We start from the raw sequence: 14,058 nt of genomic DNA, 5'->3' as shown, positions 1-14,058 counted from the left end.
TTTTCGGTAAAACCTAGTCATGACAACAACCCAACGACTCACCCTTGCGCAGGCCCTCGTCAAGCATCTGGCGGCCTTGCGGGTGGAAATGCACGACGGCAGCGTCCAAGCCTATTGCGGCGGTGTTTTCACCATCTTCGGCCACGGTAATGTGGCGGGCATGGGCGAGGCCCTGGTCGCCGAGCGTGACAGGCTCACCACCTACCGTGCCCATAACGAACAGACCATGGCGCACGCCGCGATCGCGTTCGCCAAGGCGCAGTTCCGCCAGCGCATCATGGCCGTCAGCACCAGCATTGGCCCGGGTGCGACCAACATGGTCACTGCCGCCGCAGTGGCGCACGTGAACCGTCTGCCGGTGTTGCTGTTGCCCGGTGACGTGTTTGCCACCCGCCGCCCTGACCCGGTGCTGCAGCAGATCGAGAGCTTCGGCCAAGGCGACGTCAGCGCCAGCGATTGTTTCCGTCCGGTCACGCGGTACTTTGACCGCCTCACACGCCCTGAGCACATCCTGACTGCGCTGCCCCGCGCGATCCAGATGATGACGGACCCGGCCAACTGTGGCCCGGCTTGCCTTTCGCTGCCGCAGGACGTGCAGGCCATGGCCTTTGACTGCCCCGAGGATTTCCTCCACCCCGACGTACTGCGCTTCCGTCGCCCGCCCGCTGACGCGCGTGAGCTTGTCAATGCCATGGCGCTGCTGCGCACGGCCAGGCGACCACTGATCGTGGCTGGTGGCGGCGTGCTCTACAGCCAGGCGTGGGCAGAGTTGCGCGCCTTTGCCGACGCCCATGGTGTACCGGTGGTCGAGTCGCATGGTGGCAAGAGCAGCCTGCCCTGGGACCACCCGCTGAACCTGGGCGCCATCGGTGTCGATGGCGTGTCTTGGGCCAACGACATGGCACGCGAAGCAGATGTCGTGTTTGCTGTGGGAACCCGCCTTCAGGACTTCACCACCGGGTCTCATGCCCTGTTTCCGCAGGCCAAACTGCTGAGCCTGAACGTGCAACCGTATGACGCCGGCAAGTGGAGCGGCATGGCTCTGGTAGCCGACGCTCGCGTGGGTCTGGGTCAGCTTGAAGCCGGCCTGGGCGGCTGGGCTGCGGAGGCAACCTGGACAGCACGTGCCAAGCAGCAAGCCGCGGCGGCCAACGCACGCATCACCGAATTGACCACGAATATCCCCAAAGATGTGCTGCCCTACGATGCCGAAGTCATCGGTGCGGTGCGCGACTCGGCCACCGAGTTGGGCCTGGACAGCGGCACGCGTGACGTGGCCCTGTGTGCCGCCGGCACGCTGCCGGCTGAGTTGCACAAACTCTGGCGTGCAAGTCTGCCCGGCAACTACCACATGGAATACGGCTACTCCTGCATGGGCTACGAGGTAGCCGGTGGCCTGGGTGTGAAGATGGCGCGCCCCGACCAGGAGTCCATCGTCATGGTGGGGGATGGCTCCTACATGATGGCCAACTCCGAGCTGGCCACCTCTGTGCTGCTGGGGCAGAAGATCATCGTCGTGATCCTGGACAACCGGGGCTACGGCTGCATCGAGCGCCTGCAGATCAAGACGGGCAGTCCGGGCTTTAACAACATGCTCGACGACTGTGTGCCGGAGGGCGGTGAGCGCAGCACGATTGATTTCGCGATGCACGCGCGCGCCATGGGCGCTGATGCGGTGCACGTCAAGGACGTGGCCGAGCTCAAGACCGCGATGGTCAAAGCCCGTCGATCCAAGCGCACGCAGGTGATCGTGATTGACACCACCCACCACCGCATCACGGATGGCGGCTGTTGGTGGGAGGTCGCGATCCCCGAAGTCTCCACACGCACCGAGGTGCATGAGGCCCACGCCAGCTACGTCAAGGCCCAGACCCAACAACGCGTCTGAACCTGCTTTTCTTCACCACACATTCTTTTACCTGAGAGCACCTACTATGACCTGGAATGTCCGCATTGGCATCAACCCCCTGTCCTGGATGAACGACGACCTGCCTTCGCTGGGCGGTGAAACCCCTTTGGAAACTGCGCTGCGCGAAGGCAAGGAAATTGGCTACGAAGGCTTTGAGCTGGGCAACAAGTTTCCCAAAGACGGCCCCGGCCTCAAGGCCAAGCTGGATGAGTTCGGCCTGGCTTGCGTGTCAGGCTGGTACTCCGGTTTTCTGGCCGAGGTAGGCGCCGGCCAAAGCAATGCAGACGCAGTGGCTGCCGAGATCGAACGCTGCAAAGCGCACATGAGCAAGCTGCAGTACAACGGTGTGAAAGTCGTGGTCTATGGTGAATGCGCAGGCACCGTGCAGGGCCAGATCGACACCCCCGTGGGCAAGCGCCCCAAGTTCCAGAACGAGGCGCTGTGGCAGGGTTATGCGGAGCGCCTCAATGCGTTTGGCGAGCATTTACTCCAGACCTATGGCATCAAGTTGGCCTACCACCACCACATGGGCGCCTATGTGGAGTCGCCTGCGGATGTGGACAAGCTCATGGCCTTGACCGACCCGGCCAAAGTCTTCTTGCTGTTTGACACCGGCCATGCTTATTTTGGTGGTGCCACTGATCCGGTGGTTCTGCTGAAGAAGCATGTGAAGCGCGTGGTGCATGTGCACTGCAAGGACGTGCGTACCCCAGTGATTGCCCAGGCGCGCAACGATGGCTGGAGCTTTTTGAACGGTGTGATCAACGGCACCTTCACCGTGCCCGGCGACGGCAGCATTGACTACGCCGCCGCGCTCAAGGTGCTGCGCGAAGCCGGCTACGAAGGCTGGCTGGTGGTCGAGGCCGAGCAGGACCCCGCCGTCGCCCCCAGCTACCAGTACGCCAAGAAGGGCTTTGAGACCCTGAGCGGCCTGGTGAAGAGCCTGGCCTGATCTGCAAAGGAGACACCTATGGTCAGCCCCTTATTAGCCAAAGCCGCGCCTACGGGCCGCGAGATTGTCAATGTCACCCCCGAGCGCGCGGGCTGGACGCATGTGGGCTTTCGGGCCGTGCGCCTGGAAACTGGTGCTATCGAAACTGTAGCTACTGGCGCACGTGAAATGTGCGTTGTCGTGCTTACGGGCTCTGTGGATGTCACCATCGACGGCACCACCTACGCCAATCTGGGCACACGCGACAGCGTGTTTGACGAGAAGTCGCCAGCCGCTGTCTACGTACCCGCTGGCAAGACGGTGACGGTGCGCGCGGTACGCAACGCCGAAGTCGGCCTATGCAGTGCGCCCAGCGATGCGCAAGACCGGGCCGTGCGCGTGATCGATCCGGCCACCATGCGCCGCAGTGTGCGCGGCAAGGGTACCAACACGCGCTATGTGTGCGACATCCTGCCGCACGACGACCCCACCGCTGCCCATTTACTGGTAGTGGAGGTGCGTACACCGGCCAGCCATAGCAGCAGCTACCCGCCCCACAAGCACGATGTAGAGCAGCCGCCGGTAGAGACCCTGCTGGAGGAAACCTACTACCACCGCCTGAACCCACCGCAGGGCTTTGCCTTCCAACGCATCTACACCGACGACCGCAGCATCGATGAGGCCTGCGCTGTGGAGAACCACGACGTGGTGATGGTGCCCAAGGGCTACCACCCGGTGGTGGTACCCCATGGCTATGACTCGTACTACCTCAATGTGATGGCAGGCCCCAACCGCTTCTGGGTCTTCAAGAACGACCCGGCCCACGAATGGATGCTGGCCCCGGCTGCCAGCACCTGATCCTTTTTAGAAACACACTGCATGTCCCAAGTTACCTCCCCTGTCACCGCCATATCTCACTACATCCACGGCCAGGTCACCCCTGGCACCAGCGGGCGCGCCCAGGATGTTTTCAACCCCGCTACCGGCAAGGTCACCGGCTCGGTCGCGCTGGCCCATGTGGCCGACGTGAACGCTGCCGTGGCATCTGCCCAAGCGGCGTTCCCCAAATGGTCGGACACACCGCCCATCCGCCGTGCGCGGGTGCTGTTCAAGTTCCTGGAGCTGCTGAACCTGCATAAGGACGAACTGGCCCACCTCATCACCGCTGAGCACGGCAAGGTGTTCACCGATGCGCAGGGCGAGGTATCCCGCGGCATCGACATTGTGGAATTCGCCTGCGGCATTCCCCAGTTGCTCAAGGGTGACTTCACCGACCAAGTGTCCACCGGCATCGACAACTGGACCCTGCGCCAGCCACTGGGTGTGGTGGCTGGCATCACGCCGTTCAACTTCCCTGTCATGGTGCCCATGTGGATGTTCCCGGTCGCCATTGCAGCGGGCAACACCTTTGTGCTCAAGCCCAGCCCGATTGATCCGTCGCCCAGCCTCTTCATGGCTGGGCTGCTCAAGCAAGCGGGCCTGCCCGATGGCGTGTTCAACGTGGTGCAGGGTGACAAGGAAGCCGTGGACGCACTGCTGGTGCACCCCGATGTGAAGGCCGTGAGCTTTGTGGGCTCCACGCCGATTGCTAACTACATCTACGAGACCGGCGCCCACCATGGCAAGCGCGTGCAGGCCCTCGGCGGCGCCAAGAACCATATGGTCGTCATGCCCGATGCGGACGTGGACCAAGTGGTGGACGCCCTGATTGGTGCGGGCTATGGCTCGGCCGGCGAGCGTTGCATGGCCATCAGTGTGGCGGTGCTGGTGGGCGATGTGGCCGACAAGGTCATTCCCAAGCTGCTGGAACGCACCAAGACGCTCAAGGTACTCAACGGCACCAACCTGGCCGCCGAGATGGGCCCCATCGTCACGCCCACGGCGCATGCGCGCATCAGCGGCTATATCGACCTGGGCGTGCAAGAAGGCGCGAAGCTGCTGGCCGACGGCCGCGGCTTTGATGGCAAGCAGGCGGGCGAGGGCTGCGGCCAAGGCTTCTGGCTGGGCGGCACGCTGTTTGACCACGTGACGCCCGATATGCGCATCTACAAAGAGGAAATCTTCGGCCCCGTGCTGGCTTGCGTGCGCGTGCCCGACTTTGCCAAGGCGCTGCAGCTCATCAATGACCACGAGTTCGGCAACGGCGTGGCCTGCTTCACCCGCGACGGCAATGTGGCGCGTGAATTCAGCCGCCGCGTGCAGGTGGGCATGGTGGGCATCAACGTGCCGATTCCCGTGCCCATGGCCTGGCATGGTTTTGGCGGCTGGAAGAAGAGTTTGTTTGGCGATATGCACGCCTATGGCGAAGAGGGCGTGCGCTTCTATACCAAGCAAAAGTCCATCATGCAGCGCTGGCCCGAAAGCATTGGCAAGGGCGCCGAGTTTGTGATGCCGACGGCCAAGTGAGTCTGCTGGCGCACAACTGCCATAGAGGGGTAACCAGGTTCTTCGTGTTTTCGGAGTGCTGCAAATCGCCGCTGTTTTTGTGTCAGGTCAATGTGGGTGGCTCAGCGACCACCCGGGTTTCAAAGATCTCGCAAAACACATGCGCGTTGCGTGTAAAGGACTGAAGAATCTGTGGATCGAAATGGGAGGGGACCGTGCGACCATCTCCGCGAGTAATGATGTCCATTGCGAGCGCGTGATCAAATGCCACCTTGTAGGGACGCGCGCTGCGCAATGCATCGTAAATATCGCAAATATTCATGATGCGGGCCGACAACGGAATGGCATCGCCAACAAGACCCCTGGGGTAGCCCCCTCCATCCCAACGCTCGTGGTGGTTCAACGCGATATTCGCCCCCATCTTGAGGTAAGGCGATTGGCCCCCTATAAGGATATCGTTGCCTGCAGTCACATGCCCTTTCATGATCTCCCACTCTGCGGGGGTAAACGTACCGGGTTTTTGCAAAATATGGTCGGGCACCGCTATTTTTCCAACGTCGTGAAGTGGGCTGGCATAAAAGATTTGATCGCAAAATTCGGTATCCATACCCAACTGGCTTGCCAGCTCTCGACAGTAGTAACTGATGCGTTGAACATGCAGGCCGGTGTCCGAATCCTTGTGTTCTGCGGCACTCGCCAGTGTATGAATCGTTTCACGATAGCTTTCTCGGAGTTGCACGGTGCGTTCCTGCACACGGTGTTCAAGGAACTCGTTGTGTTTGTGCAATTCCTTGTGCAAAAGGCGAACCTCCAGCATATTGCGAATGCGTGTCAAAACCTCGGTTTTGTCAAAAGGCTTGGAAACAAAATCACGCGCGCCCGCGTCGAGCGCACGCAACTTGTGGTCCGGTTGAGCCGTCAAGACAAGCACAGACAGATAGTCGTCGATACCTTCTTCTTTGAGTGCGGCCATGACCTGAAAACCGTCCATTAGGGGCATGTTCAGATCCAGCAAAATGAGATCAAAGTGCTCTTTCTTTTGTAGATCACAAACTTCCAGTGGGTTGGTTGTGCTGGATACTGCCTTGTAGCCTGAGCCCACCAGAATGTGCCGCAGCAACATGACATTGGCTGGCTGGTCATCAACGATCAATAACTTGGCCTCGAAAATATCGTTTATTGCGATCATGTGGCACTACTCCTGTTTTTGGGGCCTGGTAGATGCTTGGGATTGGCGTCGAGTGCAGCCTCAATGGCCGCCGCGAACTCTTCCAGGTTGATGGGTTTGGTGAGGTAGCGAAAAAATCCTGCGGACAAGCCGCGTTCCACCTCACGCTGCATGGCGTTCGCGGTCAGTGCAATGACGGGGATTTGAGCGGTGCGCGGGTCGGCCTGCAATGTTTTTTGAATTTCAAAGCCATTCATCCCTGGTAGATTGATGTCTAGCAGAACCACGTTGGGCAGATGTGCAAATGCCAAGTCCAGGCCGAGTTTGCCGTCTGGGGCAGACAGCAAACGCAGGTCTGTACGAAAACCGAGTATTTCCTGAATCAACCGCAAATTTGCGGGGTTGTCTTCGATGTAGAGCAAGGTCGGCACGACGGTTTCCTGTTGTTGAACCGACGTCGAAACCTGATAGCTCGATTCGACGACCGCTGACGCAGTCGGTGCAGCTGCAGGCAATTCGACCCAAAATATAGTTCCTATCCCCGGCGTGCTGCTCACGCCGATTCTTCCGTTCATTAATTCCACCAATCGTTTGGTCAAGACCAAACCGATGCCAGTGCCCACAACGGCTCCATTTTCCTGGCCCAGGCGATTGAAGGCTTGAAAAAGCCCTTCCACCTGAGTCGGCTGCAATCCAATACCTGTGTCTTGCACCGAGATGCGCAAGCGATCCTGTCCTAGACTTGCCACATCTACGACAACAGCGCCACCTTGGCGGTTGTACTTGATGGCGTTGGACAACAAGTTGAGCATGACCTGCTTGACTCGCATGTGGTCGGCAAGCGCATTCAATCCATGATCTTCAGGAAACATCAGCCGGATTCCACTCTGGTGGCCCAGTGGCTCCATGATGGCCTGGCATTCCGCCAGAACATCGGCCACATGAACCGTCTCGATGGAAAGCGTCAATTTGCCTGATTCAACATGGGCCAGGTCCAGTATCTCGTTGATCAACGCCAACAAATGCCGACCCGCTTTCAATATCTGCTGGGTAAATTCAGACTTTTGTTGCGGTGACGACGCGATCTTGTCGGATACAAGAATGTCACCAAAGCCGAGGATCGCATTCAACGGGGTGCGCAACTCGTGACTCATGCGCGAAAGGAATTCGGACTTGGCGTGATTGGCGTTGTCCGCATCGTTGCGTGCGATGGTTAACTCCTGGTTGATGGCCTCCAATTGCTGGGTTCTTTTGGCAACTCTCTCCTCCAGTTGCGTATTTAATTGGACGACTTCATCCTCGCTGCGCTTGCGCTCGGCCACTTCTTGGGCAAGGGCCTGGGTTGCCTGCCGGTTGTCGTTGGCGCGCCGCTCAATCTCGGCCAACATGTTATTGAATGAATCGGCCAAATGTCCGACCTCATCTTCACTGCTCTTGATTGCGCGCAGTGAATAGTCTCTTTTTTGCTCAACCTCGCGTGCTACCTCATTGATCGACAGAATGGGGCGTATCACAACGTTGCGCAGCATCGTAGAAATCAGATACGCAATCAGCATGGCAACGCATGCGGCCACTGCTGCAATACCTGTGTACCCCAACATCCGGTCGTATAGGGAGTAGTCGGCGCGGATATAGACCTTGCCCAGAATTTCACCATTTTTCAAAATGGGTTTGAAGATTGCAAGGGAACTGCCATCCACATTGACACCATCGGGTCCGGGGAGTTTTGGGGCATCGGTGCCCGCAGTATTTGCGCGGTAGCTGGCGAACTGCACACCGCGTGCTGTGTAGATGGCGGCTGAACGTATCTGTGGCCGCAATCGCAGCAGGTTCAAATTCTCCGATGCCAAGGTGCGATCATCAAACTCCAGGGCAGGCGCCGCAGTCTGTCCTAGCAGTTCGGCCTGCGTGTCCATGTCGGAAATCCAGCTTTCGCTATAGAGGTTCAAGTCATAAGTAATCATCGCAACAACTGCCGCCATGACTGCAACGAGCGTTGTTAGCAGCATGGCCGCCAAGAACTTGGTGCGAAGCGAATTGAGTGCTACCAAGCTCACGAGGTCTCTCCTATGACTTTGCGTGCGACGGTGAGCAATCTGGCGCTGATCTTCAGGTTAGCCAACTCCCCCTGCCGTGGAGCCACATCGAAACGAATTTTGTTGTCTAGGACGACGAAGTTGACGATGCTGCCGGCGGCGAAGTCGGGTTCGGATTCCGTCACCGTTAACACCGGCTTGCCACGTGCTGATGCCAACACAGCGTGCGCGGTGGAACTTTCACCACGCCCCATGAACAAGATGTGCACACCCATCAAGGGATCGCCCCGACGCAACTTGCGCACATGCAGTGGGTGGTTGTCTACGCGTCGATCCGTCACCATTTGCGTTAGTTCGTCGGCTAGAAGGTCCGCGCCGAGCAGCCCAATCACCATAGGCGTCTCGGGGGCATCCCAAGTTGTGGTCGGCCATTGAACGTAGCTTGCAAACTTATAAATATAAGCAGCCTTGACCTTGTACTCAGCCAGCAATGACTCGGTTTGCGCGGAGCCGGCATCCCAATGCCCCAGCGCCAGAGACGCTATTGCGCGCGCAAGCAAAGAGCGACGTGAGGTGCTGCAGTCAGCGGATTTCAAACCGTTCGTCGTGGGATCAAGCATGTTGACTGCCCTTCAGATTGCGATTCAGAACCGGGCGACCATTTTGAAAAATACCGCTGTAGCCAATTCCGCACGTGTCGAAGCGTTTGCAAACTCGCCGTGACTCCCGCCAAGGTTCTTCCCGGTTACGGAAAATTCCAGGCCAGAGCGCGGCTTCCACGCATACCGCAGGTCCAGCGCCACATACGCTGGAACATCCGGATTTGCAAGCGCGGAAACACTGCGCACAATGCAATCCAATTCACTGCCACCTGACAAATCCCAAGAAGACTTAAACATCCAGCGCTGCCGTGGGTCAAGGCCAGCCTGGGCGTTCACCGATGTCGTATCGGTACTGCCCGCCTTGACTTGCAGGTCTTCGCTCATGGCGGTCATGCCCGCACTGATGCGCCACGTATCAGACGCCTTGTAAGTCCCCCACATTTCGACACCTTGGACAACGCCCTGCATGCCATTGCCTAGCGTAACGAAAGTCCCGCTCGGGCCCAGTTCGAGTGTGCGCAGGTTGTCGTAGTCCGCGCGAAAAACGGTTGCAGACAGCGACATGGATTGACTAAGTTGTCCCCGATAGCCCAGCTCCACCACTTTGGCCACTTCGGATACAAAACTGGGGCCACCTGCCAGTTGAAACGGTGGTGTGGCGGGTACATAGGTGTCGACATCCAGCCGCGACGGGGCTCGCACCGTGCGCGAGACCGCGGTCCACAGCAAATGTTCTGGTGCGAATTTCCAAGCCAAACGGGCGTTGGGCAACCACTCGTTGCCGGTGTAGTCGTTACGTTCGACACGGGCACCAACGGTCAGTTGCAAGTCGCGGGTAAGGCTTACTTCATCTTGCACAAACATGTTGGACCAGTGTTGATCGACGTTGGCAGGCAAGAAGCCAAACCCCGGGGTGTTGCTAACACGATCCTCCGCCAATCGGTACCCTAAGCCCCAACTGATCGTGTGCGCATTTGCCATCACCAACGAATGCTGAATCTGCAGATCAACAATGTCCAGGTGTTCACCAAATACCAAAGGAATGGTGCGTTCGGTTCTGTCAAAGTAGGCTTGCACCGACAGACTGGAGTCTGCGGACAGCGCGTGCTCCCATCGGCTTGTTACATTGAATCCTGAAACACTGACTGGGTTTGCACTCAGTTGTGCCTCGGACCCGTTGTAAGCATTGCCCTGCAGCATGATGTTGTCCGTGGGGAGTTCCCAGTCCGCACGAAATCCAACCTGGGACTTGTACCAACCGTCGGCCTTTGAGCTACCACTGAGCTTCTCAGTCGCTCTGCGGTCAAAATATTTGGCATAGATGCGGTAACTGCCTTCCGTCCCCAGGGAACCGCCATATCGGACGGTGCTGCCGGATTCTCGATTGCCGGCTCCGGCCGTGATCAAGCCTCCTTCGCTGTCCTTGGCCGAGCGCGTGATGATATTGATGACGCCGTTGACGGCGTTGGCTCCCCACAGGGTACCGCCCGGCCCGCTGATGACCTCTATCCGCTCCACGTCTTCCAATACGACATCCTGCACATCCCAGAACACACCTGAATACAGTGGCGTATAGACCGAACGCCCGTCAATCATGACCAAGAGCTTGTTGGCTGTGTTGTTGTTCATGCCGCGCGCACTGATGGCATACGCAGTCGCGCTACTTTGGGCGACTTGCAAATTGGGAGCAAGACGCAATGCCTCAGGCAGGCTGGTTACCCCAGAACGCCGGATGTCTTCAGACGTGATGACAAATATAGAGGCCGCGGCGTCGGAAAGCCGTTGCGCCCGTTTGGAGACCGACGTAATTTCAAGGTTCGCCAATTCCTCAAAACTAAGATCGGCCAAATTTTTAGAATTTACCGACGCTGCCTGCGCGCAGAGTCCAAATTGACAGGCAAGACATAGGAGGAGCGTACGCGGCAACAAACATACATGCATAGCCCCTCCCTATAGCAATGTGTTAGATGCCTGCCAGTCCTTTTTCGTGTTTTGCTCTTGGATCTCAGGCATCGCCTCGCAGCGATTTGGTGTTAAGGCACGGAATCAGTGTAGGGCAGTTTTATTGCCCATACAACAGTTTTTTGTGCCCGCCATTTGCTGCCTTTAATGCCTGCAATGTGACTTTGAATCCACCGTTGCCCATTGTCGCTTTGGGGCGGCGTACTGCTACTCTCGCGAGTCAAAGCTTAGATGTACGAGTTCAGCAAGTTCTCCAGATGCTCTTGACGGCCCGACACGGGCATCGTGTCGGTGTTGCGGTCCACTACATGGGCGGCAACTGCCTCCAGGCTCATCTTGCCGTCCAGCAGGCTTTGGCCCAAGGGTGCCTTCCAGCCCGCGTAGCGGTCGTCCACCAGCTTGGCCAGCTTGCCGTCAGCGATCATTTTTTCGGCGATCAGCAGCGCGCGGGCCGTCACGTCCATGCCGCCAATGTGGCCATGGAACATGTCTTCGGGGTCGATGGACTGGCGGCGCACCTTGGCGTCAAAGTTCACGCCGCCGTTGACGAAGCCGCCACCTTGCATGATGGTGTACATGGCCAGCGCGGTCTCGGGGATGCTGTTGGGGAACTGGTCGGTGTCCCACGCGCACTGCATGTCGCCGCGGTTCATGTCGATGGAGCCGAAGATGCCCAGGTCCACCGCGGTGGCGATTTCGTGCTCGAAGCTGTGGCCGGCCAGCGTGGCGTGGTTGGCCTCGATGTTGACTTTGATTTCCTTCTCCAGGCCGTAGCGGCACAGGAAGCCATACACCGTGGCGCTGTCAAAGTCGTACTGGTGCTTGGAGGGTTCACGCGGCTTGGGTTCGAGCAGGATGGTGCCCTTGAAGCCGATCTTGTGTTTGTATTCCACCACCATGTTCAGGAAGCGGCCCATCTGGTCCAGCTCGTGGCCGATGCGGGTGTTCAGCAGGGTTTCGTAGCCTTCGCGGCCGCCCCACAGCACATAGTTGGCACCGCCCAGCTTCAGCGTGGCGTCCATGGCTTCCTTCACCTGCAGCGCGCCCAGCGCAAAAATTTCGGGGTTGGGGTTGGTGGCCGCGCCCGACATGAAACGGCGGTGGCTGAACAGGTTGGCCGTGCCCCACAGCAGCTTCATGCCGGTTTGGGCCTGCTTGGCCGCCAGCACGTCCACCATCTCGCGCAGGTTGTTCACGCTGTCGCGTGGGGTGGCGCCTTCGGGAGCCACGTCGCGGTCATGGAAGCAGTAGTAGGGCGCACCCAGCTTGCTGAAGAATTCAAACGCCACATCCGCCTTGGCCTTGGCCGCAGCCATGGGGTCGGCCATGTGCTGCCAGGGGCGCTGGAAGGTGTCGCCGCCAAACGGGTCCAGGCCGTTCCAGCAGAAGCTGTGCCAGTAGCAGACGGCAAAGCGCAGCTGCTCTTCCATGCGCTTGCCCAGCACGATGCGGTCTTTGTCATACCACTTGAAGGACAGTGGGTTGTCGGAAGTAGGGCCTTCGTAGGCGATGGGGGAGACGGTGGAAAAGTAGTGGCTCATGGTGCGTCCTTGGGTTGCTTAGTTGTGTGATCGAATTAAATAATCGGTTGTCCGCCCCGGAGGGCGTGGTGTTTCAGGTGCGTTGGTACAGGCTGCGGAAGGTCGCGTAACGCGTAGCCAGCAGCTCTTGTTCGGCGGCGTCGGGGCGGTAGCTCGCTTCCACCTCGGGGCTCAGGCACACGCTGCTTTGCGCGGCACCGGTGGCCAGCCAGCCCAGGCGCGCGGCACCCAGGGCGCCGCCCACGGCGGAGCTGCCATGCGTCACCACCTCGGCATCCAGCGCGCTGGCGAGTTGCTGCGCCCAGAAGGCACTGCGTGCACCACCGCCTACCAGAGACAGGCGTTTCACGCTGCTGCCAGCAGCATTCAGCGCGGCCAGGCCGTCTTTCAGGCCAAAGGTCACGCCTTCGATCACAGCGAAGCCCAGGCGGGCGGCGTCGGTGTCAAAGCTCAGTTGGTGAAAGCTGCCGCGCACATTCGCATCGTTGTGCGGGGTGCGCTCACCGCCCAGGTAGGGCAGAAACAGGGGCGACGTGGCACGGTCGGCCAGCGATAGGTCGGCCGCCTTGCCTGCCACCACACCGGCGTTGGGCGCACCCAGCAGGTCGGTCACCCACTGCAGGCTGCTGGCGGCCGAGAGCATCACGCTCATCTGGTGCCAGCGGCCGGGTACGGCGTGGCAAAACGCATGCGTGGCACTGGCGGCGTTGGGTTGGTAGCTGGGGGTGACGACAAACAGCACGCCACTGGTGCCCAGCGACAAAAAGCCCTGGCCCGCATCCACCGCGCCCATGCCCACGGCGCTGGCCGCGTTGTCACCGGCGCCACCGGCCACCACGATGCCCTTGGGTAGGCCCAGGGCGTCGGCCACATCGGCTTTCAAGTAGCCGCCGGGCGCGCTGCCTTCCACCAGGCGCGGCATGTGCGCCTGCGTCAGGCCGGTCAGCGCCAGCAGCGCGTCCGACCAGGTGCGCTTTTGCACGTCCAGCCACAGCGTGCCACTGGCATCGGACATGTCACTTACGTACTCGCCAGTCAGCTTCAGGCGCACATAGTCTTTGGGCAACAGCACCTTGGCCACTTGCGCAAAGATGGCGGGCTCGTGCTTGGCCACCCAGCGCAGCTTGGGCGCGGTAAAGCCTGGCATGGCCAGGCTGCCGGCCAGGTCGGTCAGTGTGGGCAGCTCGGCCATCATTTCGGTGCATTCCAGGGCGCAGCGTGTGTCGTTCCACAAAATGGCGGGGCGCAACACTTGGTCCTGCGCGTCCAGCAGCACGGCGCCATGCATCTGGCCCGACAGGCCAATGGCCTGCACGGCCGCATATTCCTTCGGGTGTGCGGCGCGCAGCTGTGCCAAGGCAGACTGCGTGGCAGCCCACCAGTCTTGCGGGTTCTGTTCGCTGTGGCCGGGGTGCGGGCGCTGCACCGTGAGCGCAGTGCCGGCCGAGCCAACCACGGTGTGGTCAGGGGCTAGGAGCAACGCCTTCACTTCGGAGGTGCCGATGTCAATGCCGATAAACATGG

The 14,058-nt window shown here is 59.7% G+C and carries 10 protein-coding genes; 4 read left to right on the top strand and 6 right to left on the bottom strand.

The genetic code is table 11. From position 1 onward, the window contains the following. Positions 1-19: 19 nt before the first annotated feature. The 4 genes from iolD to J2X15_RS05205 are packed head-to-tail and all read left to right on the top strand — an operon-like array spanning position 20 to position 5,246. Complete coding sequence (gene iolD, locus J2X15_RS05220; protein ID WP_310340028.1) at positions 20-1,888, top strand: 3D-(3,5/4)-trihydroxycyclohexane-1,2-dione acylhydrolase (decyclizing); 1,869 nt, start codon at positions 20-22, stop codon at positions 1,886-1,888. A 46-nt stretch (positions 1,889-1,934) separates the two neighbouring features. Further along, positions 1,935-2,861, top strand: coding sequence for a myo-inosose-2 dehydratase (gene iolE / locus J2X15_RS05215; RefSeq protein WP_310340027.1), 927 nt, complete (start codon positions 1,935-1,937; stop codon positions 2,859-2,861). An 18-nt stretch (positions 2,862-2,879) separates the two neighbouring features. After that, complete coding sequence (iolB, locus tag J2X15_RS05210; RefSeq protein WP_310340026.1) at positions 2,880-3,698, top strand: 5-deoxy-glucuronate isomerase; 819 nt, start codon at positions 2,880-2,882, stop codon at positions 3,696-3,698. A 21-nt stretch (positions 3,699-3,719) separates the two neighbouring features. After that, positions 3,720-5,246 carry a CoA-acylating methylmalonate-semialdehyde dehydrogenase gene (locus tag J2X15_RS05205; RefSeq protein WP_310340025.1) on the top strand — a complete coding sequence of 509 codons (1,527 nt, stop codon included), beginning with the start codon at positions 3,720-3,722 and terminating at the stop codon, positions 5,244-5,246. A gap of 82 nt (positions 5,247-5,328) precedes the next feature. On the opposite strand, the gene J2X15_RS05200 is transcribed toward J2X15_RS05205, so the two are convergent. From J2X15_RS05200 to xylB, 6 genes are all read right to left on the bottom strand, one after another. Beyond that, positions 5,329-6,414: an HD domain-containing phosphohydrolase gene (locus J2X15_RS05200; protein ID WP_310340023.1), complete on the bottom strand. Its 1,086-nt coding sequence runs from the start codon at positions 6,412-6,414 to the stop codon at positions 5,329-5,331. Next, a complete protein-coding gene (locus J2X15_RS05195; RefSeq protein WP_310340021.1) occupies positions 6,411-8,450 on the bottom strand; it encodes a sensor histidine kinase, YfiR-like protein-associated in 2,040 nt (679 codons plus the stop codon). Before J2X15_RS05195 ends, J2X15_RS05200 begins: the two co-directional genes overlap by 4 nt. Continuing rightward, a complete protein-coding gene (locus J2X15_RS05190; protein WP_310340020.1) occupies positions 8,447-9,049 on the bottom strand; it encodes a TOL_0243 family YfiR-like periplasmic protein in 603 nt (200 codons plus the stop codon). The genes J2X15_RS05195 and J2X15_RS05190 overlap by 4 nt, the downstream gene beginning before the upstream one ends. Before the next feature lie 24 nt (positions 9,050-9,073). Then, positions 9,074-10,879, bottom strand: a complete 1,806-nt coding sequence (locus tag J2X15_RS05185; RefSeq protein ID WP_310340019.1) for a TOL_0244 family TonB-dependent receptor — start codon at positions 10,877-10,879, stop codon at positions 9,074-9,076. A 341-nt stretch (positions 10,880-11,220) separates the two neighbouring features. Next, the gene (gene xylA, locus J2X15_RS05180) at positions 11,221-12,534 is read right to left on the bottom strand and encodes a xylose isomerase (RefSeq protein ID WP_310340017.1); all 1,314 of its coding nucleotides are present in this window, start codon (positions 12,532-12,534) and stop codon (positions 11,221-11,223) included. Positions 12,535-12,607: 73 nt separating this feature from the next. After that, positions 12,608-14,056: a xylulokinase gene (xylB, locus tag J2X15_RS05175; RefSeq protein WP_310340016.1), complete on the bottom strand. Its 1,449-nt coding sequence runs from the start codon at positions 14,054-14,056 to the stop codon at positions 12,608-12,610. Between the last annotated feature and the right edge of the window lie 2 nt (positions 14,057-14,058).

It is taken from the genome of Rhodoferax saidenbachensis, from assembly GCF_031457975.1.
GTDB lineage: Bacteria > Pseudomonadota > Gammaproteobacteria > Burkholderiales > Burkholderiaceae_C > Allorhodoferax > Allorhodoferax saidenbachensis_A.
Note: the sequence above shows the minus strand (reverse complement) of the source record. Positions and strands in the feature narration are given on the sequence as shown.

What these genes read in the sequence shown, in the direction of transcription:
- J2X15_RS05200 (WP_310340023.1), bottom strand. Translation starts at nt 6,414, where the DNA reads ATGATCGCAATAAACGATATTTTCGAGGCCAAGTTATTGATCGTTGAT.
- iolD (WP_310340028.1), top strand. Translation starts at nt 20, where the DNA reads ATGACAACAACCCAACGACTCACCCTTGCGCAGGCCCTCGTCAAGCAT.
- iolE (WP_310340027.1), top strand. Translation starts at nt 1,935, where the DNA reads ATGACCTGGAATGTCCGCATTGGCATCAACCCCCTGTCCTGGATGAAC.
- iolB (WP_310340026.1), top strand. Translation starts at nt 2,880, where the DNA reads ATGGTCAGCCCCTTATTAGCCAAAGCCGCGCCTACGGGCCGCGAGATT.
- xylA (WP_310340017.1), bottom strand. Translation starts at nt 12,534, where the DNA reads ATGAGCCACTACTTTTCCACCGTCTCCCCCATCGCCTACGAAGGCCCT.
- J2X15_RS05205 (WP_310340025.1), top strand. Translation starts at nt 3,720, where the DNA reads ATGTCCCAAGTTACCTCCCCTGTCACCGCCATATCTCACTACATCCAC.
- J2X15_RS05190 (WP_310340020.1), bottom strand. Translation starts at nt 9,049, where the DNA reads ATGCTTGATCCCACGACGAACGGTTTGAAATCCGCTGACTGCAGCACC.
- xylB (WP_310340016.1), bottom strand. Translation starts at nt 14,056, where the DNA reads ATGTTTATCGGCATTGACATCGGCACCTCCGAAGTGAAGGCGTTGCTC.